A 26195-nucleotide genomic window follows, 5' to 3' on the forward strand; every position below is an offset into this window, starting at 1 on the left:
TGATCGATAATGATGGAGGGCGGACATGCGGGACGTCGACCTGACGGTCACCGCGGACGACGGACTGCGCCTGGCCGGCACCCTGACCTTGCCCGCGGGCCCCGGCCCGCACCCGGCCGTCCTGCTGCTGCACGCATCCGGGCGCTTGGACCGCGACGCCAACACCGCCCGGCTCCGCATGGAGTACGGATCACCGATGGCCGCCGCGCTCGCGAAGGACGGGATCGCCACGTTCCGCTACGACCGGCGCGGTGTCGGTGCCACGCCGGGCGACTGGCGCGCGACCGGGTTCACCGACAACCGCCGCGACGCGGGCGCCGCCCTGCGCGCGCTGGCCGCACGCCCCGACATCCGCGCGGACGCCGTCGGCCTGATCGGGCACAGCGAAGGCGCCGTCCACGCCATGTCCCTCGGCGCGCGCCCGGAGGTCGCGGCGGTGGTGCTGCTGGCCGGATTCGCCCGCCTGGGTGAAAAAGCACTGCGCTGGCAGGCCGGGATGATTGCCCGCGATCTCCCCTCGGTCGTGCGGCCGTTCCTGCGGGCGTTCGCCGTGCGGCAGCTGGCCCGGATCAAGGCGACCGGCACGGACGTCACCCGCGTCGCGGGGATGCCGGTGAACGCCCGGTGGCTGCGCGAGCTGCTCGCCCACGATCCGCGCCCGGACCTGGCGAACATCCGGGTCCCCGTCCTGGCGATCACCGGCGGCAAGGACATCCAGGTCGACCCCGCGGACCTGGACGAGATCCGCCGGCTGGTGCCCGGCGACGTCGAAGCCCACCGGATCGCCGACCTGACCCACCTGCTGCGCCGCGACCCCGGCCGTCCGTCACTGCGGTCCTATCGCCGCCAGCTGCGCCGCCCGGTCGACGCCGAACTGCTCGCCCAGGTGTCCGGCTGGCTCGCCCACCGGCTCCGGGAAACCGAGCCCGCCGACCGGCACTGACGAAACAGCTCCGAATTGTTCCCAGGCTCAATTCTGCCCATTTTCGAAAGAAAGGCCCAACAATGTCCCTCGCATCCCCGGTTCGCCAGAAAAGTGGTCTCGCTCTTTTCTGGGCCGTCACCTTCACGACGAGCTGGGCTTTCTGGCTCGTCGCGATTCTGCTCGGCGGACCGCCGACGAGTTCTCCCACCGTCATTCCCTATCTGCTCGGCGGCTTCGGCCCGGTGATCGGCGCGATCGTGCTCCGGGTACACCGTGCCCGCCGCCGGGAACCCGCCCCCGCGCACGCGGTGAGTTCCCGGCCGAGCGCGCGGTGGTTCTGGACAGTGCCCCTGCTGGTCCTGGCATCGGCGACCGTGGTGGCGGCCGCGCTGCTCGCGGAGGTCCTCGGCGGTCCCGCGCTGAACCTGACGACCGGGCGGAACCTGATCGCGACCGTCGGCGGACCTGTTCCGTTCCTGGTCAGCATGCTGATCGGCGGCCCGCTGGCCGAGGAGCCCGGCTGGCGCGGGACGGCGTACCCGCGCCTGCGCTCGTCGATGACCCGCCTGCGGGCCGGCCTGCTGCTGGGTGTCGTGTGGGCCGGGTGGCACCTGCCGCTGTTCTTCATCCCCGGGACCCTCCAGGCCGGGTTCGGCCTGCTCAGCTGGAGCGGGCTGCTCTTCATACTCAACGTCATCCCGATGGCGCTGCTGACCGGCTACGCCTACGACCGCGGCGGCGTCCCGGCGTCCATCGCGGTCCATTTCGGCGTCAACACGACAATCGCATTGCTGACCATCAATTCACCGGTGACGCAGGCGCTCGTTTTGGTCGTGCAGGCCGTTGTCGGATTCGGGCTCCTCGGCCGCCGTTCACTGGTTCGCCCACCGGTAACCGATTGATTCTCCTGGACCTGCCGGGCACGAGCGGGTCGACACCGAGGAACCGCTCGATCCGCATCGCCGGGGGCCGGCCGCCGTGGTTCGGGCAGCCGGCCGCTCCGCACCCGCGTGGCCGGCGCCCAGGGACCGCGTCGGCGCCCGGCGCCCGGCCTGACGGGTGCGCAGCGCGGCGGAGCCTGGCCGGCTCGGGCCTCCTGGCCACTGCCGTCGACCACTCCTCGAAAATGGTCAACGGCCGGCCACGACCGATCACGCGCACCGGAACGACCGGATTTGATCAAGCACTTCGAAGGCCGCCACAATCGGCAATGTCTCTGCTCACGAGCACCTGAACCGGCAGCTCGCAGCAGGAATCAGCCGCAGGACAGCTGTCCGGACATTCCGGGGCGCCTCAAGCTGCCCGGTCAGCCCCGTGACGAGTCGTTCGATCGCGACCCGGCTGCCGGCGATCCGTTGGGAGAACACGACTTTCCCGGCCTGGCGGTCCACCGCGCGGGCGTGGTGAGCAGTCCTGCCGACGTCGATGCCGACCCGGACGGCGTGGCCGGCACCGCCACCAACGGGGACCACGCGCCGCGGCCGGGCTTCCCATGATCGGCAACTCGTGAAGATCACCGGCGACAGCAGATTGTTCGAATTCCCGGCCAGCCCGAGTGAATGATATTCGACGACGTTTCGGCAGCAATAAGTCCGCCAAATACAGAATTCATATCCACCCATGCCGACCTCGGCGGCGCCGACACCCGAATAGAGCAACCTAGGCCGACTATGGCCTGCCACTATTGTGATCATGCGGGGACCAGCCCTAACATACTCGAGGTCGGGGTTCGTACCGCACCGGCGCGGTGCACCAAAGGGGTTTGGCGTCATCCGCTGGGGGATGTGCATGTCTACGGTTGATCACACGTGGTCTGATCCGCGTTCGCGGGCGACGGAATATCGCGCCCGATCCGGCAGCGCACTGGACACGATCGGTAACACGCCATTGGTTCCTATGACTCGGCTCACCGCCGACACAGGAGTCACTATTCTCCTCAAACTCGAGTACTTCAATCCGACCGGCAGCTACAAGGACCGCATGGCGCTGGCCATGGTCGAGCAGGCCGAGCGACGCGGTGAGATCACGCCCGGTAGCACCACGATCGTGGAGTACACCGGGGGCAGCACCGGTTCCTCGTTGAGCTTTGTGTGTGCTGTCAAGGGATACCGGCTGCTGATCGTCACGTCGGACGCGTTCAGCGAGGAGAAGATCCGCACCATGACCTCGATGGGCGCGGAGGTGGTCATCGAGCCGAGCGTCGGCGGGAAGATCACGCCGGACCTGATGCCGCGCATCATCGACCGGACGCGGAAACTCGCCGAGCAACCGGGCACTTACTGGACGGATCAGTTCAACAATCCGGACAACGCCCTCGGCCAGCAGACGATGGGGCAGGAGATCCTCGCGCAGACCGAAGGCCGCGTCGCCGCGTTCGTCGCCAGCGTCGGCACCGCCGGCTGCGCGATGGGTGTCGCGACCGTGCTCAAGGCGCATGACCGCGCCATCGAGGTCCACGTCGTGGAACCGGATACGTCCGCCGTGATCAGCGGCGGACCGGCGGGTACCCACGGCATCGAAGGCATCGCCCTCGGATTCGTCCCGCCGCTGCTGGACCGCGAGCTCGTCGACGACGTCATCGTGGTCGACGAGGCGGACGCCCGGGCGATGGCGAACCGGCTGGCCACCGAGGAGGGCATCTTCGCCGGCACCTCGACCGGCGCCAACGTGGTGGCGGCGCTGCGGTTGGCCGCGGCACGCCCGGACCTGGGCACGATCGTGGTGCCCGCCGTCGACTCCGGGCTGAAGTACATCTCCACCGATCTCTACCCCAAGCCGTCCCTGACCATCGGGAATTGAGGTGAAGCCGGGGCACATCGCGCTCGGGCTCGCCATCGCGATCGTCTGGGGTTTCAATTTCGTCGTCGCGGACGCCGCCGTGGGACACCTGCCACCGTTTTTGCTGGTGGTGTTGCGCTACGCGGTCGTCGCCCTGCTGTTTCTCCCCTTCACCCGCCGCGGCGGCCTGCCGTGGCGCTACATCATCCCGGTCGGACTGCTCTACGGCGTCGTCCAGTTTTCCGGGCTCTTCCTGGGATTGCGGCTCGGCGTCAGCGCGGGTGTCGCGGCGACGCTGATCCAGAGCCAGGCCGCGATCACCATCGTGCTGGCACGACTGGTGCTCAAGGAGAAATTCACGGCAGTCCAATGGGCGGGGCTCACGGTCGGCGCGGCCGGCCTGGTGCTGATCGCCGCGTCCGGGGGCGCCAGCGCGCCACTGCTCGGCGTGCTGTGCGTGCTGATCGGGGCCGGGGGCTGGGCCGCCTCGAACATCGTGCTCAAGCGGGCCAAGAACGTCTCGGCCTGGACCATGACGGTCTGGCAGTCGGTCGCGGTCATCCCGCCGATGTTGCTGCTGTCCGGCGTCTTCGAGACCGGCCAGGTGCCGGCCGTCACCGGCATGGCGCCGCTGACGATCCTGGCCGTGCTCTACATCGCCTTGGTGGCCACGGGTTTCGGCAACTACGCGTGGTACCGGCTGATGCAGCAGGTCGGCCCGGCCAAGGGAGCGCCGTTCTCGCTGCTGATCCCGGTGGTCGGCATCGTGTCCGGCTGGCTCGTGCTCGGCGAGCGGCTGACCGGGCCGCAGATTCTCGGCGTGGTATTCACGCTGGCCGGGCTCGCCGTCATCATCTTCGCGCCGCAACTCATCGGTGTGCTCCGACGACTGATCCGCCGGCCTGCGGTGTCCGCGGAATCCACGGAATCCACATCCGCGTAAAACGCAGCGAACCGCGCATCCGGAGGAGAACAGCTCCATGAATGCTGCCGAAGTTCTGTCACGCCTTGGTCGTCACGTACTGGTCGATGGCTACGATTTCGTCCTCGACCTGGACGCCAGTAATGGAAGTTATCTGGTGGACAGCCTCACGAAAACTCGCTATCTGGACTTCTTTTCGTTCTTTTCGTCCGCACCGCTGGGCATGAATCATCCCGCCCTGCGCGAGGATCGCGAATTCCTCCACGAGCTGGCCAGGGCCGCCGTTCACAAGCCCGCCAACCCGGACGTCTACACGGTCGAGTACGCCACGTTCGTGGAACGGTTCGCCGCCGTGCTGGGCGACCCGGCACTTCCCCGGCTGTTCTTCATCGACGGTGGCACCCTCGCCGTGGAGAACGCGCTCAAGGCCGCTTTCGACTGGAAAGCGCGCCGGGCCGGCCTGGCCGAGGGCGACGGATCACCGCCGCTGGTCGCCATGCACCTCACCGGCGCGTTCCACGGCCGCAGCGGCTACGCGTTGTCGATGACCAACACCGATCCGCGCAAGACCGACCTGTTCCCGAAGTTCGACTGGCCACGGATCACCGCGCCCGTCATCACGTTCCCGGACGACGTCGATGATCCGACGGCGTTGCGGGCCAGGGAAGCCGCCGCGCTGGCCCAGGCCGAGGCCGCGTTCGCCGACCCACGGTGGACCGTGGCGTGCTTCGTCGCGGAGGTGATCCAGGGCGAGGGTGGCGACCGGCACCTGAGCGCCGAGTTCCTGCTGGCCATGCAACGGCTGTGCCACCAGGCGGACGCGTTGTTCGTGGTGGACGAGGTGCAGACCGGTGGCGGGACGACCGGTACCGCCTGGGCCTACGAGCAACTGGGTCTCGAACCGGACCTGGTCGCGTTCGGCAAGAAGACCCAGGTGTGCGGCGTGATGGCCGGACGCCGGATCGACTGGGTGCCCGACAACGTGTTCCGGGTGTCGTCCCGGATCTCGTCGACGTGGGGCGGCAATCTCGTCGACATGGTCCGCGCCACCCGGATCTTCGACGTGATGGAGCGCGACCAGCTCATCCCGGCCGCGGCCAAGCTCGGTGATCGCCTGCTGCTCGGCCTGCGCGAGATCGGCGTCGCGTACACCGACGTGATCAGCAATGTCCGCGGCCGTGGCCTGCTGTGCGCCTTCGACCTGCCCGACCCGGCCGGGCGGGACGCCGTGATCGACACGCTACGGACCAGGTGCGGCGTCCTGGTGCTGCCATCGGGCGAGCGCAGTGTCCGGTTCCGCCCGCCGTTGACCGTGTCCGAGGAGGACATCGACCGCGGGCTGACCGCGGTCGCCGACGTGCTGGAGAGATACCCGTGACACACCAGACGACACACCCGACGACAGACCAGACGACACAGCTCAACCGCATCGGCTTCGACGACATCGACACCCCCGTCCTCTCCGCGACACTGGACGAAGTGGGCTACGTGTACGTCGACGGCATACCGGAGAGCTTCGACCACGCCGAATTCCTGCGGACCCGCCTCGGTCCGCTGCTGCCGCAGTACGACGGGCAGACGGTCTGGTCGATCCGGCCGGACCAGCGGTTCGAGGGCACCTACCACTCGCTGAACAGCCGGCGGCTGACCCCGCACACCGAATGCTACGAGTGGCAGGACGCGCCACCGAAGTACCTCGCGCTGTGGTGCCTCGTGCCCAACAGCGACGCGGGCGGTCAGACCACGCTCGCGGACGGTGGCGCGTTCGTCGCTTCGCTCGACGCGGACGAACGCGAGCGGCTCAGCCAGGTCGAATACCACTTCGTGTCCTCCGCCGGGCTGCAGGAAATGCAGCTGGGCCGCACCGCCCGTCATCCGGTCCTGGAACAGCGACCCGGCCGCAGTCCGATTCTCCGGTTCAGCTGCCAGTGCATCGCCGACGCCGACGAGTTCTGCCAGGACATCGGTGATCGCCTGCAGCGGTTCTTCGACCGGACGAAGGTGTCGGTCGAGTTCACCGCGCAGTCGCTGCTGATTTGGGACAACCACCGATTCCTGCACTCCCGGAACGCCTTCACCGATCCACGGCGGCACCTACGCCGCGTCTGGATCGCCGAACAGGAGAGGACCGAACAGTGACCACGGCACAGCACGCGGCGACCAGCCGGCTGAACTACCAGGACCTGAGCGTCCCGGCACTGCGCGATCTGCTGGACACCAACGGATACGCCTACGTCGACGGAATCCCCGGCGATTTCGACCACGTCGCCTTCCTGACCCGGATCGGCCCGCTGATGCCGCAGTACGACGGCGAGCTGATCTGGTCGATCCGCGCCGAGGAGCGCTTCGCCGAGCTCTACCATTCACTGAACACCAAGCCGCTGTTCCCGCACAGCGAGTGCTACGAGTTCACCGGCCGGCCACCGAAGTATCTGGCGTTGTGGTGCCTGGTCCCCAGCGACGACGGCGGCGGGCACACCACCCTCGCGGACATGTACCGGTTCGTCGACGGCCTGTCCGAGGCCGAGCGCACGCACATCTCGACGCGGACCTACCGGTTCTTCTCCAGCGCCGGCGTGCAGGACATGCAGCTGGGCCGGGTCGCCGAGCATCCGTTCATCGAATACCGGGACGGCCGGCCGCCGATCGTCCGGTTCAGCCTGAACAACGTGGACAAGTCGGACGACGAGGTGCTGCCGGGTGTGCTGAACCGGGCGGTGGAGTACTTCGACCAGGAGCACATCGCGGTGAACTACGCCACGAACTCGCTGCTGATCTGGGACAACCACCGCATGACGCACTCCCGGACCGGCTACACCAACCACGGCCGGCACCTGCGCCGGGTATGGCTCGACGAGACATGACGCTCGAGGCCGGGGCGCGGGCGCCGGTCGCCGATCTCGCTGCCGGCCGGTGGAACGCTGCCGTGGATTCGTTGGACGGCAGCGTGTTCCTGCGAGACGAGTGGCTGCGGGCGATCGCCGGTGGCGGGTTGGTGGACGCGGACGCGGCGCATGTGGTGCTCGACGCCGATGGCGAAATCACCGCGTTGGCGGCCTGCCTGCTGACCCGCCGCTGCCCGAAGCTGGAGATGTTCCGCGAATACTACCTGAGTTCCCCGTTCGCGGGCCAGACCGTGGGTGTGGTGCACAGCATGTACGCGCAGCGCAGCCAGCTGCTGGCCCGCAGCGAGGCCGACCGTGCCCGGCTGCTGACCGAACTGGAGGACCGGTGCCGCGACGCGGCCGGGTTGTTCCTGCCCATGGTGGCCGCCGGCGATCCGTTGCTGGATCTGGTGCGGGATCGCGGGTATGCGGTCGGCCTGCTGTCGTGTACGAATGTCCTGCCGATCCACTGGGCCAGTTTGGACGAATACCTGGCCAGCCGTCCCAGCCGGAAGCGCAACAACATCCGGCACGTCCTGCGGACGGTGGAACGGGAGGGTGTCACCGTCGAAGTCCGGCGGGACGCCGAGGCCGTGGATACGCTCGCCCGCATGGTGGAACGCACCGCGCGCCGGCACGGGAGCCCGCTGTTCTTCGACGGCCGGTTCCTGCGGTCGGTGGTCACCGCACTGGGTGCGAAGGCATCGGTCTTCGTGGTGACGGCCGGAGAGCGCGTGCTGCTCAGCTGCCTGGCACTGCACCACGGTGGCGAGCTCGTGCCGTGGTGCATCGGACTGGACTACGACGCACTGCCGCAGTACGACCAGTACAACGCGCTGTACATCGCGATCATCCGCTACGCCATCGAGCACGGTGTACGTGAGGTGAACTTCGGGCGCAGCACGTATCTGATCAAGCGCAAGTTCGGCTGTGTGCAGCGGCCGGTGTACGCCGCGATGACGGGCCCGCCGCACCACGCGGCCGATCGCCGGGAGTGGATCGACGCGATCGATCGCCGGGCCCGCCGGGAACTGGCCGAGGTGAGCCTGGCGGTGACGGACGGGGACGAGTACGCACGCAAGGTTGGGGAGCGGTGATGACAGAGGCCACCGACGCGTTGCTGGCCGCCGGCGTCGCGCTGCAGCGCGACCATCGTGCCCGGCTGGCGAAGCTGCCGCCCGCCGACCGGCGGGCGGAGCTGACGGAACGGATGCTGGTGCTGGCCCGGACGTTGCGGGCGTCGCACCGTGGCTACGCCGAACACTACCGGGACGTCGAAGAGCTGACCCCCGGCACCGTGCCCGCCATCGACAAGACGGCGTTGTTCGCGACGCCGGCCGCGTTCTGTGGCGCCTGCGGGATCGAACCCGATGCGGCACAACGATTCCTGGCCGGATCGTTCGAGCTGGGCAGCCGGTTCGACGACCAGCGGGTGCTGTTCGGCTCGTCCGGCTCGACCGGCGACCGGCTGCCCGTGCCGTACCACCTGCTCGACCTCGGCCGCAGCCTGGCCGCGTTCGTCGACCGGGCGGTCCACGCGGAGCGCCCGGCCGCCGCCCGCATGCTCTACATCGGACTGATGGACCGGCACAACGGCGGCAACGCCTGGATGTACCACCTGCGGTCGATGCTCGACGTCCGGCTCGCCAGCCTCTTCGATCCGGTGCCCGACCTGCTGGCCCTCGTCCGCGACTTCACCCCCGACGTCATCCTCACCCGGCCCCACCTCCTGCTGGCGCTGGGCACGCTCGCCGAGCGGCAGGGCCACCGCCTGCCGCCGGCCCACCTGCTCAGCGTCGGCGACCCGTTGACCGCGTCCGCCGCCGAGGAGATCGCCCAGCACTGGGGAACCGAGCCGCACAACAGCTACTCCACGGTGGAAACCGGGCCACTGGCCTACCAGGCCGACGCCGGCCGGCCGAGCCTGACCGTCTACGACGACCTGCACCTGCTCGAGCTGATCGACGCCGGCGGCCGGCCGATCACGGAGCCCGGTGTCACCGGCCGGATCGCGGTGACCACGCTGTACCGGTGCCAGTTCCCGCTGGTCCGTTACCTGGTGGGCGACAGCGCGGTGTGGCTGGACACGGACCTGACCCACATCGGATTCCCGACGCGCGCCACCCCGACGACGTGGTCCATCGGCGGGCAGTCCATCGAACTGCACGAGGCCGACCTGATCTCCGCGATCCCCGCGCCGGCCCGCGATGTCCAAATGGTGCGATCGGCGAACGACACGCTCTTGTTCCGGTACGCCCTCACCCGGCACCAACCAGCCGGCGACCTGGAACAACGGCTGCGCGAGGCCATGACGACCCTCCTGCGCACCCATGGCCTGACCGCCCCCGTCACGATCTCGACCGAACGCGTCGACGTCCTGGCCCCCGACCACGCGACCGGCAAGATCCGCCGATTCGTCCGCTGAACGCCGTCAGCCGGCCGCTGCCCGCGGGGCCGGATCGTGCCGGCGACGTGCCTCGGCGATGTCGCCGACGTGCTGCTCGGCCCATTCCCGCACGGGGGTGAGCACCTCGAGCAGCGAGCGTCCGAGCGGGGTGAGCGAGTAGTCCACCCTCGGCGGCACCGCCGAGGGGGTCTCGATCCGGTCGACGATCCCGTCGTACTCCAGGGCGCGCAGCGTCTCGGTCAGCGCCTTGGCGGTCACCCCGTCGACGACCTTCTTCAGCTCGGTGAACCGCAGCGGACCCGGGTCCAGGGCGTTGAGCACGGTCGGCACCCAGCGCCCGCCGATCCGGTTGAGCACGTCCCGGCTCGGGCACCGGGCGGCGAGCAGGTCGTGAGCGGCGCGCATCGCTTGGCCTCTCCTGGTTTCGTTGAAGATACCGACATCTCGAAGATACCTTCGCCGCATGAGAGAGCGGACTGGCGGAGGATCGCCATGGACCTGGAACTGAAGGGCAAAACCGCCCTCGTCAGCGGCTCGTCGTCCGGAATGGGCTTGGGTATCGCGGAAGTCCTGGCGGCGGAGGGCGCCAACGTCGTCATGGCCGCCCGGCGCGGGGACGTGCTGGCGGAGCGAGCGGCGAGGATCGGCGCGCACGCGGTTCCCGCGGACCTGAGCCTGCCGGACGAGCCCGCGCGAGTGGTCGCGGAAACCGTCGAGCGGTTCGGCGGACTGGACATCGTGCTGTGGAACAGCGGCGGGCCACGCCCGGTCAGCGCACTCGGCTTGACGGCCCAGCACGTGGTCGAAGCCGCCGAACTGGTGCTGCTCCCGCTCGTCCGCCTCGTCCAGGCCGGCGTCGCGCACCTGCGCCGGAGTTCGAGCGGGCGGATCCTGGCCATCACGACGAACGGGGTCCGCGAGCCCACCCCGCACATGGCGGCCTCCAACGCGGTCCGCCCGGGGATCCACGGCTACCTGAAAACGCTGGCGACCGAGCTGGGACCCGACGGGATCACCGTCAACACCCTGGCACCGGGCCGGATCGCCACCCCGCGCCGGGACGCCCTGTACCCGGACGGGGTGCCGCACCACCTCGCCGCGGAGATTCCGTTGCGGCGCTGGGGAACCGTCCGCGAGTTCGCCGACGTCGCCGCGTTCCTGGCCTCACCCCGAGCCTCGTACCTGACGGGCACAACCACCTACGTCGACGGCGGCCTGACGAGGAGTGCGTCCTGACGGTCCGTCAGCGCAGGGACGGCAATCCGGCGGCCAAGGCGGCGAGCGCACGCTTCAGCGTCGGGACGAGCGGCACGCACGCCGCGGCGAGGTCCGGGTTCTGGGCGTAGACCTCGAGCAGCGTCGGCGGCGGGTTCGCGGCCGGGTAGAGCATCCCGGCCAGGCCGCTGGCCACCGCGACCAGCTCGAATCCTTCGCCCTCGGTCAGGTCCGGGCCCGCCTGGGCGACCGCCACGCCGAGTTCGGTGATGGTGCCCAGCACCACTCGCTTGAAGTCGCGGGCGGCCTCGACCGAGACGTTGTGCTCCAGCGACGTCGCGGTGTGGCCCAGCAGGTCGCAGAACAGCGTCCGTTCGGCGAGCGTCTCGGCCAGCACGTCGACGACGTCGTTCCCGGCCGTGAGCCGGCGGGCGACCTCGTCCGCCCAGTCACGCCAGCACGCGGACGCCAGCTCGAGGTAGATCTCCTCGCGGGTGCCGAAGTAGCGGGTGACGTTGGACTTGGCCAGCCCCACGGCGTTGGCCACGCTGCCCAAGGTCACGTTGCGCACGCCGGATTCGAGGGCCAGCTCGCGGGCCGCCGCGAGGATGGCCGCGCGCCGCTGCTCCTTCTGCTCCGGCCGCCTGGCCCGCATGAACATCGACTGAGACATATCTCAGCCATCATACGGTCCACTTAACAGAACAACGATCTCTTGTTAAGAGTACGACGTTCTGTTAACTTGGCGAGCACCGTCACGAGCGAAGGGGATCCACGTGGTCGAGGTGCGATTGCGGGTCAACGGGGTCGACGAGCTGCTCGATCTCCCTCCACAGGTCAGCCTGCTCGACGCGCTGCGCGAACGGTTGGGGCTGACCGGCACGAAGAAGGGCTGCGACCAGGGCGCCTGCGGTGCGTGCACGGTTCTCGCCGACGGCGAGCGGATCAACTCCTGCCTCGCACTGGCCGTCCAGTACACCGGCCGTGAGATCACCACCATCGAGGGCGTCGACGACCCGCTGCAGCGGGCTTTCGTCCGCAACGACGGCTTCCAGTGCGGTTACTGCACTTCCGGCCAGATCTGCTCGGCGATCGGGATGCTGGCCGAGCACAAGAACGGCGCGCCGAGCGCGGTCACCGAACACCTCGCCGCCACCGGCGGCGAACTGACGGACGCGGAGATCCGGGAGCGCATGAGCGGCAACCTGTGCCGCTGCGGTGCCTACAACGGGATCGTCCACGCGATCCAGGAGGTCGCGAGATGAGGTCGTTCACCTACCTGAGCGCGCCGGACGTCGAGACGGCGGTCCGCGCGATCGCCACCGAACCGAACGCGAAGTTCCTCGGCGGCGGGACGAACCTCGTCGACCTGATGCGCGAGGACATCGAGCAGCCCGACGTGGTCGTCGACATCACCCGGCTGCCGCTGACCGGGATCGAAGAGCTGCCCGGCGGCGGCCTGCGGATCGGCGCGCTCGTCCGCAACAGCAGGCTGGCGGCCCATCCCCTGGTCCGGACCCGCTACCCGGTGCTCGCCCAGGCCGTCCTCAACGGCGCTTCGGCCCAGCTGCGGAACATGGCGACCGTCGGCGGCAACCTGCTGCAGCGCACCCGGTGCCTGTACTTCTACGACGGGGCGGCCGCGTGCAACAAACGCGAGCCGGGCAGCGGCTGCGCCGCGATCGGCGGGTTCGCCCGCAACGCCGGCGTCCTCGGCGTCAGCGACCACTGCATCGCCACCCACCCCTCCGACATGGCCGTCGCGCTGGCCGCGCTCGACGCAGAAGTCGAGGTGGAGAGCACCCGCGGCGTCCGCCGCCTCCCGCTGACCGAGCTGCACCGCCTGCCCGGCAGCACTCCGCAGGTCGAGACCGCGCTGGCCGCGGACGAGCTGATCACCGCCGTCGAGCTGCCCGCCCTGCCGGTGGCCGCGCACTCCCGCTACCGCAAGGTGCGCGACCGCGCGTCCTACGCCTTCGCCCTCGTCTCCGTCGCGGCCGCGATGGAGACCGAAGACGGCGTCGTGACCGACGTCCGCCTGGCGCTGGGCGGCGTCTCCGCGAAACCGTGGCGGGCCCGCGAGGCCGAGCGGATCCTGCTCGGCGCGCCGGCGACCGAAGAGTCCTTCCGCCGGGCGGCCGCGGCCGAGCTCGCGCCCGCGGTGGGCCGGCCGGACAACACCTTCAAGATCGAGCTGGCGCAGCGCACGATCGTCGCGACACTGCGACAGCTGCTCACCGACGGGAGTGCCGCATGACCAGGACCCTGCCCGCGACGGAGACCGGCGGCCCCGTCGTCGGCCGGCCGATCGACCGGGTCGACGGCACGGCGAAGACCACCGGCGCCGCGCTCTTCTCGGCCGAATACCCCCTCCCCGACCTGGCGCACGCGGCACTGGTGCACTCGACGATCAGCCGCGGCCGGATCACCGCGATCGGGACCGAGGCCGCGGCGGCCGTCCCCGGCGTCGTCGCGGTGCTCACCCACCTGAACGCTCCCCCGCTGAAACCGGCCCCGAAGGTGAGCCCGCTCAACCTCGCCACCCTGGTCTCCGGCACTTCGGTCGACTACCTCAACACCGACGAGGTCCACTGGGACGGCCAGCCGGTGGCGGTCGTCGTCGCCGACACCCTCGACGCCGCTCGCGAAGCCGCCGGGCTGGTCACCGTGACCTACGAAACGTGGCCATCCACTGTGGACTTCGCCGCCGAAGAGAAGAACGCCAAGCCGCAGAAGAGCACCATGATCATGTCCGGCGGAGCGAAGAAGGGCGACGCCGAGGCCGCGCTCGCCGCGGCACCGGTGTCGCTCGATCTGCGGTTCACCACGCCGACGCACCACCACAACGCGATCGAGCCGCACGCGACCACCGCGGCCTGGGACGGCGACCGGCTGACCGTCCACGACGGCACGCAGAACATCGACTGGGTCCGCACGCACCTCGCCCTGCGGTTCGGTGTCCCGGCCGCGAACGTGCGGGTCATCGCGCCCTTCGTCGGCGGCGGCTTCGGCGGCAAAGGCATGGTCTGGCCCGGCACGATCCTCGCCGCGCTGGCGGCCCGCGCGACCGGCCGGCCGGTCCGGCTGATGCTCACCCGGGAAGGCGTCTACCGCACGGTCGGCGGGCGCACGCCGTCCACGCAGCGAGTCGCCCTCGGCGCCGGCACCGACGGCAGGCTGACCGCGCTCATCCACACCAGCGTGACGCGCACCGGGCGGGTCGGTGGCGGACCCGAGCAGGTGACGTCGCAGTCGAAACACCTCTACGCCGCCGAAAACATCCTGGTCCAGCAGAACCTGGTCGAGCTGGACCTGATCTCGAACACCTCGATGCGCGCGCCCGGCGAGTCGATCGGGACCTACGCGCTGGAGGCGTCGATCGACGAGCTCGCCTACCGGGTCGGGGTCGACCCGATCGAGCTGCGCATGCGGAACGAACCGGCGACGAATCCCATCGACGGCAAGAAGTTCGCGCACCGGATGCTGCGCGAGGCCTACGCGCAGGGTGCCGAGCGGTTCGGCTGGGCCGACCGGACGCCGGAACCGGGGTCGATGCGCGACGGGCGGTGGCTGGTCGGGATGGGCGTCGCGTCGGCGTACCACCCGGCCTGGCAGTTCGCCGCCAGTGTCACGGTCCGGCTTTCGGTGGACGGCACCGTCCTGGTGCGGTGCGGCTTCCACGAAATGGGCATGGGCGGCGCGACGGCGCAAGCGCAGATCGCCGCCGACGCGCTCGGGGTGCCGTTCGAAGCGGTCCGGGTCGAGTACGGCGATTCCACGCTGCCGGTGAGCCCGGGTGCCGGCGGGTCCATGCAGACGGCGAGCATCGCCAACAGCCTGCTGGCCGCGTGCGAGAAGCTGAAGAAAGAACTGGACGCACTGGCGAAACGCTCGGGTTCGGCCGGGATGAGCCCGACGACGATCCTGGCCAAGGCCGGCGTGCCGTCGGTCGAAGCCGCCATCGGCTCCGACACGCGGTTCGGCCGGGTGGCCGGCCAGCTGAAGTTCATGGCGAAGTTCGTGCGCGATCAGCGGCGCTGGATGAAGGCCGCCTGCGGAGCCCAGTTCTGCGAGGTGCGCGTCGACCCGGACACCGGCGAGGTCCGGGTGTCGCGGTGGGCCGGGGTGTTCGACGTCGGCCGGGTGATCAACGCGAAGACCGCGTCGAGCCAGCTGCGCGGCGGGATCGTGATGGGCATCGGCATGGCACTGGCCGAGGAGACCCTGGTCGACCCGCGCACCGGGCGGATCATGAACCCGAGCCTCGCCGAGTACCACGTCCCGGTGCACGCCGACATCCCGCCGATCGACGTCGGCTACCTCGACGACCCGGACCCGACGATGCCGCTCGGCCTGATCGGCGTGGGCGAGGTGGGCATCACCGGCGTCGCGGCAGCGATCGCGAACGCGGTCCACCACGCGACCGGCAAGCGGATCTACGACCTGCCCATCACCCTCGACAAGCTGCTGTAAGACCGGCGGGTCGGCCCCTCGGCGTCAGACCTCGATGATCGCTTGCTTCGCTAACCTGACAGTCGTAAGGTGACGTATGTCAGGTCAAAAACTCACGAAGCGAGCCGAGTCATGAAGGTTGTTGTCGACGAAGAGAAATGCTGTGCCGGCGGTCAGTGTGTGCTGGCCGCGCCGGAGGTGTTCGACCAGCGTGACGAGGACGGCGTCGTCGTGCTGCTGACCGCGAACCCCGGGCCGGAGCTGCACGAAGGTGTGCGAGAAGCCGCCCTGATCTGCCCCGCCGCCGCCATCGCCCTCGAAGAGGCCTGAGGTGCCGGCGGCCACGCGGGTCGTGATCGTGGGAGCCGCGGCCGCCGGGCTGGCGGTCGCCGAAGCGGCACGATCGGCCGGCTACGGCGGTCAGCTCGTCATGGTGGGCGAGGAAGAGCACCGGCCCTACGACCGGCCGCCGCTGTCCAAGCAGGTCCTCCTCGGGGAGTGGTCCGCCGAGCGGATCGCGCTTCGCGGCGACGCCGATCTCGGCAAGCTCGGGCTCGACCTGCGGCTGGGCGTGCCCGCCTCGGGGCTGGACACCGATGCCCGGGAACTGGCGCTGGCCGACGATTCCCGGATCGCCTTCGACGCGCTGGTCGTCTCGACGGGCGTGCGGGCGCGGAGGCTGCCCGGCGCACCTGACGCGCGCAACGTGCACGTCCTGCGCGGGCTGGACGACGCGGTCGCGTTGCGCGAACAGCTGACGCCCGGCGCCCGGCTCGTGGTGATCGGTGCGGGTGTCCTCGGCGCCGAGGTCGCCGCCGTCGCCACCCGGCTGCGGGCCACCGTCACGCTGGTGGATCCGCTGCCCGTGCCGATGACCAGGGTCGTGGGCGCGGAGGTCGGCGAGTTCGTCGCGGATCTGCATCGTGAGCACGGCGTCGACGTGCGCTGCGGCGTGGGCGTGCGGCAGCTGCGCAAGACCGGCGCGCAGGTCGACGCGGTCGAACTCGAAGACGGCACGCTGGTTCCCGCCGACGTCGTGCTGGTCGCGATCGGCGCTGTTCCGGCGGTGGACTGGCTGCGCGGGTCCGCGGTGCCGCTGGGCGGCCGCCGGCCCGGGGAGGGCGCGGGCGGAGTCCTGTGCGCGGCCGGTGGCCGGGCGATCGAGGGCGTTTACGCGGCCGGGGACGTGGCGGCCTGGCGCACCCCGGACGGTGACGGCCACCTGCGCGTCGAGCACCGTCTCAATGCGACGGAACAGGGCCGCGCGGTGGCGAAGTCCATTGTGGACCCCGCGTTCCGGCACGTTCCCGCCGTGCCCTACTTCTGGTCCGACCAGTACGACGTGAAGATCCAGTCCTTCGGGCTGCCCGCCCCGGAGGACGAGTTCGTCGTCGTCGACGGCTCACTCGCCGAGCGTCGCTTCGTCGGGGCGTATCTGCGGGCCGGGGTGGTGACCGGCGCACTGGGCGTCGGCATGCCCCGTCAGCTCCGCGCGTGGCGAACCCGGGTCGGCGAACCCGTGCCACGCACCATTTGACCATCGAACCGCAGGAGATTCCCCATGACCGAGACCCTCGCCGACGACCCGCTGTTCTTCCCCGCTCCCCGGAGCTGCCCCTTCAGCGCGCCCCCGGCGTACACCGAGCTGCGCGAGACCGGCGGCCTGCACAAGGTGAAGATCTGGGACGGCTCGCAGCACTGGCTCGCCACCCGGCACGAGGACATCCGCGCGGTGCTGGGCAATCCGGCGTTCAGTGCGGACGTGCGCGCCGACGGGTACCCGCTGGTACACGCCGGTCAGGAAGAGCAGCAGGGCGGCTTGTTCCTCCGGCTCGACGATCCCGAGCACGCCCGGCTGCGGCGCCTGCTGACCCGGGAGTTCAGCGTGAAAGCCACCCACGCCCTGCGGGACGAGCTGCTGGCCATCACCGACGAGCTGATCGACGCGATGCAGGAGCACGGCGGCCCCGTCGACTTCATCAAGCACTTCGCGCTCCCGCTGCCTTCGCGGGCGATCTGCCTCATCCTCGGCGTCCCGTACGAGGACCGGGAGATCTTCCAGGGCCACGCCGACGTCGGCACGGACCTGTCGATCTCGCACGAGGACCGGATCACCGCGCACCGGGAAACCGGCCTGTACTACCGGGAACTGATCGAGCGCAAGCGCCGCGAGCCCGGCGACGACATGATCAGCAGGCTGCTGGCCGAAGACGGGTTCACGGCCGAGGACCTGCCCCGGCTCGTGGGGATCCTGGTGGGTGCCGGGCACGAGACCACGGCCAACATGCTGGGTCTCGGCACGCTGGCGTTGCTGCTGAACGACACCGAGCGCGAGCGGCTGCGGGCACACCCGGAGCTGGCTCCCACCACGGCGGAGGAGATGCTGCGGTACTGGAGCATCGTCTCCACCGACCCGCGCCGGGTCGCCCTTGACGACGTCGAGATCGGCGGGCAGCTCGTCCGCCGCGGCGAAGGGGTGATCGTTTCCCTGATCGCGGGCAACCGGGACCAGCGCGTGTTCGGCGACACCGCCGACCAGGTCGACATCGGCCGCAACGCGCGTCAGCACGTCGCTTTCGGGTTCGGTACCCACCAGTGCCTCGGGCAGAACCTCGCGCGCGTGGAGATGCAGGTGGCGTGGCCGCGGTTGTTCGAGCGGATCCCGGACCTGCGGCTCGCGATCGGCGAGGACGAGGTTCCGTTCAAGCGGAACTCGATCGTCTACGGCGTCAAGGAGCTGCCGGTCACGTGGGGCACGGAGAAATGACCTCGACGGCACCAGGCGGCCACCTGGCCGGCCGCGGCACCCGGCTCGCCGGGCTCGGCGCACTGGTCTCCGGGGCCGGGAGCGCCGGTGACCTGCTCGGCACCGGCGCGGCCACGGCGGCACTGTTCGCGGCCCAGGGCGCGGTCACCGGAGTGCTGGACGTGTCCCCCGAGCGGGCGGCGGCCACCTGTGACCTGATCGAACGGCACGGTGGCACCGCGATCGCGCTGACCGCGGACATCACCGACGCCGACGCGGTGCGGACGGTCGTGGCGGAGTTCGCCGCCGAGGCGGGCCGGCTCGACGTGGTCGTGAACAACACCGGCATCAGCGCCGGCGAGTGGGACCAGGTGTTCGCCGTCAACGCGAAGGGCACGATGCTGGTCAGCGAAGCCGCGTATCCGCACCTCGTCCGCAGTCCCGCCGCCTCGGTGATCAACGTTTCCACGATCGCGGCGCTCCGGGGCTTCGGCAGCGGGGCCTACGCGGCCAGCAAGGGCGCGGTCGTCTCGATGACCACCGACTACGCCTACCGGTGGGGACCGGACGGCATCCGGGTCAACTGCCTCGTGCCGGGGCACCTGAACACCCCCATCGGGAACCAGGGCGGAGCGGGAGCAAAGGAAGCCCGCCGCAAGGCCAACCTGCTCGGCACGGACGGGGACGCCTGGGACCTCGCGTGGGCGGCGCTGTTCCTCGCCGGTCCGGAGTCCCGGTTCGTCACCGGCGTGACGTTGCCCGTCGACGCCGGCACGACGATGGCCACCGGGCTCGCCATGGTGGGCCGGATGACGTCGTGACCGGTGACCGATGATGGTGCCCATGAACACCAGCCGGACCGGTGACGACGAGAGTTCGCCGGAAGCACGCAGGTCACGCAGTCCCCGGGGCCAGGGCGAGCGGTTGCGCGCGGAGATCCTGGGCGCGGTGGCGCGCCTGCTCGACGAGCAGGTGCGCCACCCCGACCTGAGCCTGTCGCTGCGTGAGGTGGCGAGGGAGACCGGGATCGCCACCCAGAGCGTCTACCTGCATTTCGCGAGCAAGGAATCCCTGGCCTGGGCGGTCGCGGCCGACGGGTACGACCGGCTCGTCGCGGCGATGCGCGAGGCCGAGCGCACCACGGCGGGGAGCGCGGCCGACCGGCTCCGCGTCCAGGCGCACGTGTTCTGGCGGTTCGCCAAGGACAACCGCGGCGTGTTCCGGCTGATGTTCGGCCACGACCTGACCCGGCTGGACCCGGACGACGCCCAGAAGCACCCCGGCGGCCTGCTCTGGCACCAGTGGATCGACGCGGTGCGGGCGTGCGAGGCCGAGGGCCACGTCCGGCCGGAGGAGGCCGAACAGGTCGCCCTGCACCTCTGGTCGGGACTGCTGGGCCGGTTCGCGCTGTGGTCGACGACGTTCGGCCGCGACGACGCCGCCGACCCGGCGGCGTTCACCGACTACCTCGTCGACCGGACCCTGGCCGGGAGCACGACGAAAGGGCCACGATGACGAACGACAGCGGTGACAACCGGGGCTCCGCCCCGGGCCGGGGGCTCCGCCACCCGGAACCCCCAAAATGCAGCTCCGGCCGCACGACAGCGGCACGGCGCTCGGATGGCGCGGAGGTCGTCCGCCGGATGTTCGGCCAGGCGTTCCTGGACCGCACGATGGGCGGACTCTCGCAGGGCGAAGGCGCACCCGCCGCGATGGCCGGTCTCGCACTCGAACAGTGCTACGGCGACGTGTGGACCCGGCCGGGTTTGAGCCCGCGCGAGCGCAGCCTGATCACGCTGGGCATCCTCATCGCCGCCGGGCATCCCGACGAGCTGGCCAACCACGTGCTGGGCGCCCGCGGCAACGGCCTCACGCGCGACGAACTGGCCGAGCTGGCCCTGCACTCGGTGCCCTACGTCGGCTTCCCCGCGGCGGGCCAGGCGATGGGCAAGATCCTCGAGGCGTGGGCCGACGCGGAGAAACCGTGACGGCGAAGCACGGGTAGCCGATCGGAGCCCCTGCTCGGTGACGGCATCCGTGCGATCGCCTACGACCAGCGCGATTCCGGAGCGTCGGTCACCCCGCCCGGCCCCTACGGCATCCCCGACCTGGCCGCGGACTGCGCCGCGCTCATCCGGGGGCTCGGGTACGAACGAGCGCACGTCTTCGGATCCTCGTACGGCGGCTTCATCGCCCTGCAGGTCGCGGTCTCGGTGCCCGACGTCGTGCAGTCGCTGACGGTATGCACTCGGCGGTGCGGCGGCTCGTGTTCGGTCCGGAGCGGGACTGGATCCGGCATCTCGCTCTGTACGTCGCCATCACCGACATGCCCGGTGAGGCCGATGCCGGAGCCGAGCGGATCAATCCCCTGTACAGCTATCCCGGGCACCTGGCCGGCATCGCCCGGTTCAAGGACAGGGCAATCGGTCTCCTGATGTTCCGGTCGGATCCCCTCGACCACGACTACCGCGACGTCGAAGCGCAGAAGAAGATCCTGTTCGACCACTTCGCCGAATGTCGCTCGTGGAAGGTCCGGACGATCCTCGACGCGGTGCGCGCCGATCCCGGCATCTACTTCGATTCGGTCAGTCAGATTCGCCTGCCCACCTGGCACCGGGGCCGGGTCGCGCTCGTGGGCGACGCCGCCCACTGCGCATCCCCGCTCGCGGGCCGGGGCACGTCCCTGGCGATGACCGGGGCTCAGTTCCTCGCCGAGGAACTCGAGCGAGCGGAGGGAGACCACGTCACGGCGTTCCCTCGATACGAGGCCCGCCAACGGCCCTATGCCGATTTCGCCCAGGGAACGGTCGAGGGCGGTGGTGCGCTTCTCGTGCCACCCACCGAGGAAGCGATCGTCGCGCGGAACCGGCTGCTGCAGCCGGTCGCGGTGGGTCAGTAGCGCGCCGATGGGGCCGGCCGCGCTGCCGGTCCGCCGGCACCGGTCCGCCAGCGCGGGCGGGCCGTCCGCGTTTCGCCGGGCGGTCCGCGGAATTCCCGCGCCGGCTCCGCTATGGCCGTCGACACCGCGACCACCGGGACAATCGCGGAAATGATTCCGGACGGGCCGTTTACAACCCGTCGCCCGGCGACACCTCCGACCAGGCGTCCACATCAGCCCGTTCTTTCCGATGACACGCCCGAAGCGTGGCCATTGCACAATTCTCCCATTTCATGCGGTGAATTCGGCTTGGCGCCCGGTTTATTCGGCTTGCCACCCGATCGGGCGAAAAAGGCGGTTTTCCTTGCTGTCCCATTCGTGGGACACGGAAGGTGCTCGGCATGCCGGACCGCATCGACTCTCCCGACTCCTGGTCGAAAGTGCCGCTCGCCTGGGAACGGGCCAGCGGCGCCCTCTTCCTGTCCCGTCAGCGCGGCTGGACCTGGCGGGGCGTGCCGATCGGCTCGGCCGCGCCGGAGCGGCTCATCGGCCACCACACCACCGGCGCTCACCAGGACGTGGTCTCGATTGATCTGGCGGACGAGAAGATGCACACCATCGGCGCGCGGTTCGCACCGGGCGACTGGGGCAGGCCCGGCGCGCCGCCCGTGCGTGGCCCGGTCGACGGCCCGCCCGACGAAGTCCTGCTGGAGGTTCTCGAGTGGCCCGAACGCGAACGACGTTACCCGGCGGGGAACTGACTCGTGAAAGTCCTTCGAAGGCCAGGGTGCCGCCCGTGCCGAGGAGCGCGGTCTCCCGGCGCAGCTGGTCGTAACGCCAGAGCGCTTCGATGCCGGAGGGGGTGACCCGCCGGATCCGCCTGCCGAGCAGGTCGTACTCGTTGCGCATGGTCCGGCCGGTCGACCTTGCCCCGGACGAGGACGCGGTAGGTCGGCATGCCGTCACGTTAGTGAGGCAGGCCCCGGCGGGTGAACCGGTTTTCGGCGGGTTGCGGACCGGAATGGGTCCGAATTGCCAACAGCGGGCCGGCTTGACGGAAATTGACCAACTCGCAGATCTCCGTACCCGGCCCGGCACTGTCCGCAGTGGCCGGTCGCGTTTCGCCACCGGAAAAGTGACAGTCGCCGCATTTCCGGCGCCAGGGTGATTTTCCTCGGCTGCTTCGGTAACGCTTCCGGGCTCCCGTCGATAGCGGGGTGAACAGATACCGGTGGAGGTTTGCGGTGGGTTGGTTTCGGGGTGCGGTGACCGCGGGTGCGGTCACCGTCTTGGTCACGGGCGTGCTGGCCGGGGTACCGGCGGCGATGGCATCGAGCGGTTCGGCGGCCCCCAGGGCCGCCGGGAAACCTGCCGCGAGCGCGCCGGCCCATCCGGGCTCGGACTACATGGGCTCGACGATCGGTGCGCACACGACTGCGACACCGAAGGCCGCCGCGCGCGCGGCCGCGGCCTCGGGGGTGACGACGCCGGGCATGGACGTGTCCCACTACCAGGGCACTGTGGACTGGGGTGCGGCGGCGGGCCAGGGCGCGAAGTTCGCGTACATGAAGGCCACCGAAAGCACGACCTATGTGGACCCGCAGTTCACGACCAACTTCGCCGGTTCCGCGAACGCCGGGCTGCTGCGCGGCGCGTACCACTTCGGGCTGCCGGACACCTCGACCGGCGCGGCGCAGGCGCAGTACTTCCTGAGCCACGGCGGCGGCTGGGTCGCCGACGGCAAGACGCTGCCGCCGGTGCTCGACATCGAGTACAACCCCTACAGCACGCAGGACTGGGCGGGCTATTGCTACAACATGACCCCGGCGCAGGTTTCGGCGTGGATCTCCGACTTCGTCACCACGATCCACGACCGCACCAACCGGTGGCCGGTCATCTACACCACCAACGGCTGGTGGACGCACTGCACCGCGAACAACCCGAACTTCGCCAATGATCCACTGTGGATCGCGGGTACCGTCACGATGCCGGCGAGCTGGACGGACTACACGTTCGACCAGACCGCGTCGTCGGGCACGTTCGCCGGTGACCAGGACGTGTTCAACGGCAGCCTGGCCGATCTGCAGTCCTTCGGCACGGGCACCGTCGCCGACAAGATCACGCAGCGCTACACCGACCTCGGCGGAGCGTCCTCATACCTGGGCAACCCGTCCGGCGGCGAATACGCGGCCGCCGGCGGCTGGGCGCAGAACTACGAACAAGGCATCATCGGCTACTTCCCGGCGACCGGCGCGTACGCGGTGCACGGCGCGATCTGGCAGCACTACCAGCAGCTCGGCGGCCCCGGCGGTGTGCTGGGCCTCCCGACCACGGACGAGACCGGGACACCCGACGGCGTGGGCCGCTACAACCACTTCACCGGTTCGCTGGGCGCGTCCGTCTACTGGACGGCATCGACCGGCGCCAAGGCGGTCTACGGCGTGATCCGGCAGAAATGGGCGGCCCTGGGCTGGGAAACCGGCCTCGGCTACCCCACGACCGACGAGGCCGGCACGCCGGACGGCGTCGGCCGCTACAACCACTTCAACGGCGCCCAAGGCGCCTCCATCTACTACACGGCGTCAACCGGCGCGCAGTCGATCCATGGCCTGATCCGCCAGAAGTGGGCCGACCTCGGCTGGGAAACCGGACTCGGCTACCCCACCACCGACGAGGCCGGCACCCCCGACGGCGTCGGCCGCTACAACCACTTCAACGGCGCCCAAGGCGCCTCCATCTACTGGACAGCGTCAACCGGCGCCCAATCCATCCACGGCCTGATCCGGCAGAAATGGGCCGCACTGGGCTGGGAAGCAAGCGGCTTGCGCTACCCGACGAGCGACGAGTTCTCCGTCACCGGCGGCCGCCGCAACAACTTCCAGCGCGGGACGATCACCTTCGTCACCGCCAGCTCGACGCTCCAGGTGACCTACAGCTGATTCCGGGGTGCGGCGCGGCGGGGCTCACTCCCCGCCGCGCGGCTCACGGTGCCAGCCGCCGCTGCCGCGGTGTCTTGAATGACTCATTCAGGTCTTCGGAGGTCCTGAATGAGTCATTCAAGACCTCCGGCGAGCCGCCGACTCGCGAATTCCGGCGTCGTCGGGCAGGTCAGCGGGGTCGGCCGCTACCAAGGGAAGGCCGCCCGGAGGACAGCCGACCTCGGTTCGAGGTCGGTGATGAGTTGCTTGAGCTCGGCGGGGTCCAGTGCGTTGTACGGCGCCTCCGCGAGCCGGTCGGTCAGGGCTTCGACCCGGTCCTTCGCGGCCCGGCCCTCGGTGGTCAGCCAGCCGTCGGTGCCGACGAGGCCGCGGGCGCGCATGCCGTCGATGACCGCGGCCAGCTGCGCGGCCGGGAGGTGCCAGACCCGGCCGAACTTCTCCGCGGGCATGTCGACGGACAGGGCGTGGAGCACGTGGGCCTCCGTCCCGCCGATGCCCTCGGCCAGCAACGCGACGATGTGGCCGTCGCCGCGGTGCTCGCGGAGCAGGGTGGCCGCGTGCCACAGCCGGGCCACCGGCTCCTGCGGTACCGGGAGCGTGCGCAGGGCCGCGTACAGGGCGCGTCCCTCCACGGGTGCGCTGGTCGCCGCGCGCAGCAGGAGGTCGGCGGCGCGCGCGATGGCCGGGTCGTCGGCGCGTTCGCCGAGGATCCGCCGCATGCCCGCGACGCAGCCCCGCTCACGGGCGGCCAGCGCCGCCTCGGGCGTGGTCAGGTCCCAGACCCGCGGGATGTGGCGCGCCACCTCGCCCGGGGCGAAGTTGTAGAAGGCCGCGTGGACCACCTCGGCCGGCACCGTAGGGCCGAACGGCGCGGCCCGCCCGGCGAAGTAGGCGTCCCACGGGTTGCGCAGGCCCAGCGCCATCAGGGCCTCGTCCGACTCGTCGGCGAAGTAGGGCAGCATGCCGATGGGCTCGACCAGGTCGTACATGCGGCGGGCAACGGGCTCCGGGTGCGACATCTCATCCCCTGGTGGTCCGGTGGCGGCGCCCTCGTGGCGGCCGCTCACCTCCTCCACGAACGGCTCACCCGGGATTCGACACCCGGGCTTCGGCCGATTTCACGGAGGCGGCAAGCAGGCCGTGCTCACGGGGTGTCCTGGCCTGTCGGCCGCGGCCGGTCGTCGCCGGGGGCCCGCCGGACGGCTCAGCTCCGATCGTGCCGTTGCCGGTATCGGCCGGTACCTACGCGGCGGTAGGTTACTCGGGCGAATGTGAACAAGTTTCGCCTTCGATCGGACGATAAGGAGCCTTCGATGCCCCGCTTCCGCGCCCTTGTCCCGCTTGCCGTGGCCGGCACCGTACTGACCGGGCTGCTCGCCTTGCCCGGCCAGGCCGCCGCGGCCGCTCCGCGCGCCGCCGCCGCTCTTCCGCCCTACCCGACCTGGGTCGCCGACGTCACGGCGGTCGCCGACCAGGCGTCCGCGTACCTGCGCGACCGCCTGCCCGGCTCGGGCCGTCCCGCGATCGTGCTCGACATCGACAACACGTCGCTGGAAAGCAACTATCACCCGTCGCTGGCCGAGGTCCCGGCCGTGGCCCCGGTCCTGCGGGTCGCCCAGTACGCCGCCCAGCACGGCGCCACGGTCTTCTTCGTGACCGGCCGGCTCAAGATCGAGGACTGGATCACCCGCTACAACCTGACCAAGGCCGGCTACCAGTACGCCGGGGTCTACGAAACCGACCTCGGTGACCTGTTCGACCTGCAGAAGTACAAGACCGCGGCGCGGGCGGACATCGAAGCCAAGGGCTACACGATCGTCGCCAACATCGGCAACAACGACTCCGACCTGGCGGGCGGCCACGCCGAACGCACGTTCAAGCTGCCCGACTACGGCGGCCAGCTGCCCTGAACCATTCCCCATCGGGGCAATCAATTCCCCGCCCATTCGCCGATATCGGCGTCGGCCATTTCGCCGGACGCCCCGGCGGCCGCTGCCCGTCACATCCGACCGATGTCCGTGTCGATCACTGTTGGGAATTGACTTTCC

General features: G+C 70.2%; 28 protein-coding genes and 1 pseudogene. 26 read left to right on the plus strand and 3 right to left on the minus strand.

What is annotated here, in order from left to right; all coding sequences use genetic code 11:
• The first annotated feature begins 25 nt into the window (after positions 1–25).
• The 10 genes from A3CE_RS0113345 (at position 26) to A3CE_RS0113390 (ending at position 9935) form a co-directional block, all read left to right on the plus strand.
• A complete protein-coding gene (locus tag A3CE_RS0113345; protein WP_020640588.1) occupies positions 26–943 on the plus strand; it encodes an alpha/beta hydrolase in 918 nt (305 codons plus the stop codon).
• A gap of 62 nt (positions 944–1005) precedes the next feature.
• Positions 1006–1827 carry a CPBP family intramembrane glutamic endopeptidase gene (locus tag A3CE_RS0113350; protein WP_020640589.1) on the plus strand — a complete coding sequence of 274 codons (822 nt, stop codon included), beginning with the start codon at positions 1006–1008 and terminating at the stop codon, positions 1825–1827.
• Between the two features lie 273 nt (positions 1828–2100).
• Positions 2101–2421: a hypothetical protein gene (locus tag A3CE_RS56480; RefSeq protein ID WP_125591643.1), complete on the plus strand. Its 321-nt coding sequence runs from the start codon at positions 2101–2103 to the stop codon at positions 2419–2421.
• Positions 2422–2617: 196 nt separating this feature from the next.
• A complete protein-coding gene (locus A3CE_RS51040; protein ID WP_211231850.1) occupies positions 2618–3724 on the plus strand; it encodes a PLP-dependent cysteine synthase family protein in 1107 nt (368 codons plus the stop codon).
• Position 3725: 1 nt separating this feature from the next.
• Positions 3726–4646, plus strand: a complete 921-nt coding sequence (locus A3CE_RS51045; protein ID WP_020640592.1) for an EamA family transporter — start codon at positions 3726–3728, stop codon at positions 4644–4646.
• A 37-nt stretch (positions 4647–4683) separates the two neighbouring features.
• Complete coding sequence (lat, locus tag A3CE_RS0113370; protein WP_051183768.1) at positions 4684–6003, plus strand: L-lysine 6-transaminase; 1320 nt, start codon at positions 4684–4686, stop codon at positions 6001–6003.
• Positions 6000–6764 carry a TauD/TfdA dioxygenase family protein gene (locus A3CE_RS0113375; RefSeq protein ID WP_020640594.1) on the plus strand — a complete coding sequence of 255 codons (765 nt, stop codon included), beginning with the start codon at positions 6000–6002 and terminating at the stop codon, positions 6762–6764. Before lat ends, A3CE_RS0113375 begins: the two co-directional genes overlap by 4 nt.
• On the plus strand, positions 6761–7489 hold the full coding sequence (locus A3CE_RS0113380; RefSeq protein ID WP_020640595.1) for a TauD/TfdA family dioxygenase: 729 nt from the start codon (positions 6761–6763) through the stop codon (positions 7487–7489). Before A3CE_RS0113375 ends, A3CE_RS0113380 begins: the two co-directional genes overlap by 4 nt.
• Positions 7486–8607: a GNAT family N-acetyltransferase gene (locus A3CE_RS0113385; protein WP_020640596.1), complete on the plus strand. Its 1122-nt coding sequence runs from the start codon at positions 7486–7488 to the stop codon at positions 8605–8607. The genes A3CE_RS0113380 and A3CE_RS0113385 overlap by 4 nt, the downstream gene beginning before the upstream one ends.
• Positions 8607–9935 (plus strand): phenylacetate--CoA ligase family protein, encoded by a 1329-nt coding sequence (locus A3CE_RS0113390; protein WP_020640597.1) that lies wholly within the window; start codon positions 8607–8609, stop codon positions 9933–9935. Before A3CE_RS0113385 ends, A3CE_RS0113390 begins: the two co-directional genes overlap by 1 nt.
• 6 nt (positions 9936–9941) lie before the next feature.
• On the opposite strand, the gene A3CE_RS0113395 is transcribed toward A3CE_RS0113390, so the two are convergent.
• Positions 9942–10322 (minus strand): winged helix-turn-helix transcriptional regulator, encoded by a 381-nt coding sequence (locus A3CE_RS0113395; RefSeq protein ID WP_020640598.1) that lies wholly within the window; start codon positions 10320–10322, stop codon positions 9942–9944.
• 87 nt (positions 10323–10409) lie between these two features.
• On the opposite strand from A3CE_RS0113395, the gene A3CE_RS0113400 reads away from it, so the two are divergent.
• Positions 10410–11153, plus strand: a complete 744-nt coding sequence (locus A3CE_RS0113400) for an SDR family oxidoreductase (RefSeq protein ID WP_020640599.1) — start codon at positions 10410–10412, stop codon at positions 11151–11153.
• 7 nt (positions 11154–11160) lie between these two features.
• On the opposite strand, the gene A3CE_RS0113405 is transcribed toward A3CE_RS0113400, so the two are convergent.
• Positions 11161–11805 (minus strand): TetR family transcriptional regulator, encoded by a 645-nt coding sequence (locus A3CE_RS0113405; RefSeq protein ID WP_026468444.1) that lies wholly within the window; start codon positions 11803–11805, stop codon positions 11161–11163.
• A gap of 103 nt (positions 11806–11908) precedes the next feature.
• Between A3CE_RS0113405 and A3CE_RS0113410 the strand changes: the two genes are divergently transcribed.
• The 14 genes and pseudogenes from A3CE_RS0113410 to A3CE_RS59875 all read left to right on the plus strand — a co-directional run bounded on the left by A3CE_RS0113410 (position 11909) and on the right by A3CE_RS59875 (position 24147).
• Positions 11909–12397 carry a 2Fe-2S iron-sulfur cluster-binding protein gene (locus A3CE_RS0113410; protein WP_020640601.1) on the plus strand — a complete coding sequence of 163 codons (489 nt, stop codon included), beginning with the start codon at positions 11909–11911 and terminating at the stop codon, positions 12395–12397.
• Entirely contained in the window at positions 12394–13389 is a 996-nt protein-coding gene (locus A3CE_RS0113415) for an FAD binding domain-containing protein (protein ID WP_020640602.1), read from the plus strand. Before A3CE_RS0113410 ends, A3CE_RS0113415 begins: the two co-directional genes overlap by 4 nt.
• Entirely contained in the window at positions 13386–15605 is a 2220-nt protein-coding gene (locus tag A3CE_RS0113420) for a xanthine dehydrogenase family protein molybdopterin-binding subunit (RefSeq protein ID WP_020640603.1), read from the plus strand. The genes A3CE_RS0113415 and A3CE_RS0113420 overlap by 4 nt, the downstream gene beginning before the upstream one ends.
• A gap of 111 nt (positions 15606–15716) precedes the next feature.
• Positions 15717–15914, plus strand: coding sequence for a ferredoxin (locus A3CE_RS0113425; RefSeq protein WP_026468445.1), 198 nt, complete (start codon positions 15717–15719; stop codon positions 15912–15914).
• A gap of 1 nt (position 15915) precedes the next feature.
• Entirely contained in the window at positions 15916–17121 is a 1206-nt protein-coding gene (locus tag A3CE_RS0113430) for an NAD(P)/FAD-dependent oxidoreductase (RefSeq protein ID WP_020640605.1), read from the plus strand.
• 24 nt (positions 17122–17145) lie between these two features.
• Positions 17146–18351 (plus strand): cytochrome P450, encoded by a 1206-nt coding sequence (locus A3CE_RS0113435; RefSeq protein WP_020640606.1) that lies wholly within the window; start codon positions 17146–17148, stop codon positions 18349–18351.
• Positions 18333–19151: an SDR family NAD(P)-dependent oxidoreductase gene (locus A3CE_RS0113440; RefSeq protein WP_211231851.1), complete on the plus strand. Its 819-nt coding sequence runs from the start codon at positions 18333–18335 to the stop codon at positions 19149–19151. Before A3CE_RS0113435 ends, A3CE_RS0113440 begins: the two co-directional genes overlap by 19 nt.
• Before the next feature lie 22 nt (positions 19152–19173).
• Positions 19174–19845, plus strand: coding sequence for a TetR/AcrR family transcriptional regulator (locus tag A3CE_RS51050; protein WP_020640608.1), 672 nt, complete (start codon positions 19174–19176; stop codon positions 19843–19845).
• Positions 19842–20318: a carboxymuconolactone decarboxylase family protein gene (locus A3CE_RS51055; protein ID WP_125591645.1), complete on the plus strand. Its 477-nt coding sequence runs from the start codon at positions 19842–19844 to the stop codon at positions 20316–20318. The genes A3CE_RS51050 and A3CE_RS51055 overlap by 4 nt, the downstream gene beginning before the upstream one ends.
• A 54-nt stretch (positions 20319–20372) precedes the next feature.
• Positions 20373–20765, plus strand: coding sequence for an alpha/beta fold hydrolase (locus A3CE_RS55145; RefSeq protein ID WP_245589801.1), 393 nt, complete (start codon positions 20373–20375; stop codon positions 20763–20765).
• Positions 20657–21229, plus strand: a complete 573-nt coding sequence (locus tag A3CE_RS51060) for an FAD-dependent monooxygenase (RefSeq protein ID WP_157376784.1) — start codon at positions 20657–20659, stop codon at positions 21227–21229. Before A3CE_RS55145 ends, A3CE_RS51060 begins: the two co-directional genes overlap by 109 nt.
• A gap of 380 nt (positions 21230–21609) precedes the next feature.
• Positions 21610–21969 carry a hypothetical protein gene (locus A3CE_RS0113465; RefSeq protein WP_020640612.1) on the plus strand — a complete coding sequence of 120 codons (360 nt, stop codon included), beginning with the start codon at positions 21610–21612 and terminating at the stop codon, positions 21967–21969.
• 732 nt (positions 21970–22701) lie between these two features.
• Positions 22702–23244, plus strand: a pseudogene (locus A3CE_RS59870) (GH25 family lysozyme); the annotation flags it as partial.
• 21 nt (positions 23245–23265) lie between these two features.
• Positions 23266–24147 (plus strand): LGFP repeat-containing protein, encoded by an 882-nt coding sequence (locus tag A3CE_RS59875; RefSeq protein ID WP_425387609.1) that lies wholly within the window; start codon positions 23266–23268, stop codon positions 24145–24147.
• Between the two features lie 185 nt (positions 24148–24332).
• On the opposite strand, the gene A3CE_RS0113475 is transcribed toward A3CE_RS59875, so the two are convergent.
• A complete protein-coding gene (locus A3CE_RS0113475; protein ID WP_026468447.1) occupies positions 24333–25166 on the minus strand; it encodes an SCO6745 family protein in 834 nt (277 codons plus the stop codon).
• Positions 25167–25460: 294 nt separating this feature from the next.
• Between A3CE_RS0113475 and A3CE_RS0113480 the strand changes: the two genes are divergently transcribed.
• Positions 25461–26057 (plus strand): HAD family acid phosphatase, encoded by a 597-nt coding sequence (locus A3CE_RS0113480; protein ID WP_020640615.1) that lies wholly within the window; start codon positions 25461–25463, stop codon positions 26055–26057.
• Positions 26058–26195 lie beyond the last annotated feature (138 nt).

The sequence above is a fragment of the Amycolatopsis balhimycina FH 1894 genome, assembly GCF_000384295.1.
GTDB lineage: Bacteria > Actinomycetota > Actinomycetes > Mycobacteriales > Pseudonocardiaceae > Amycolatopsis > Amycolatopsis balhimycina.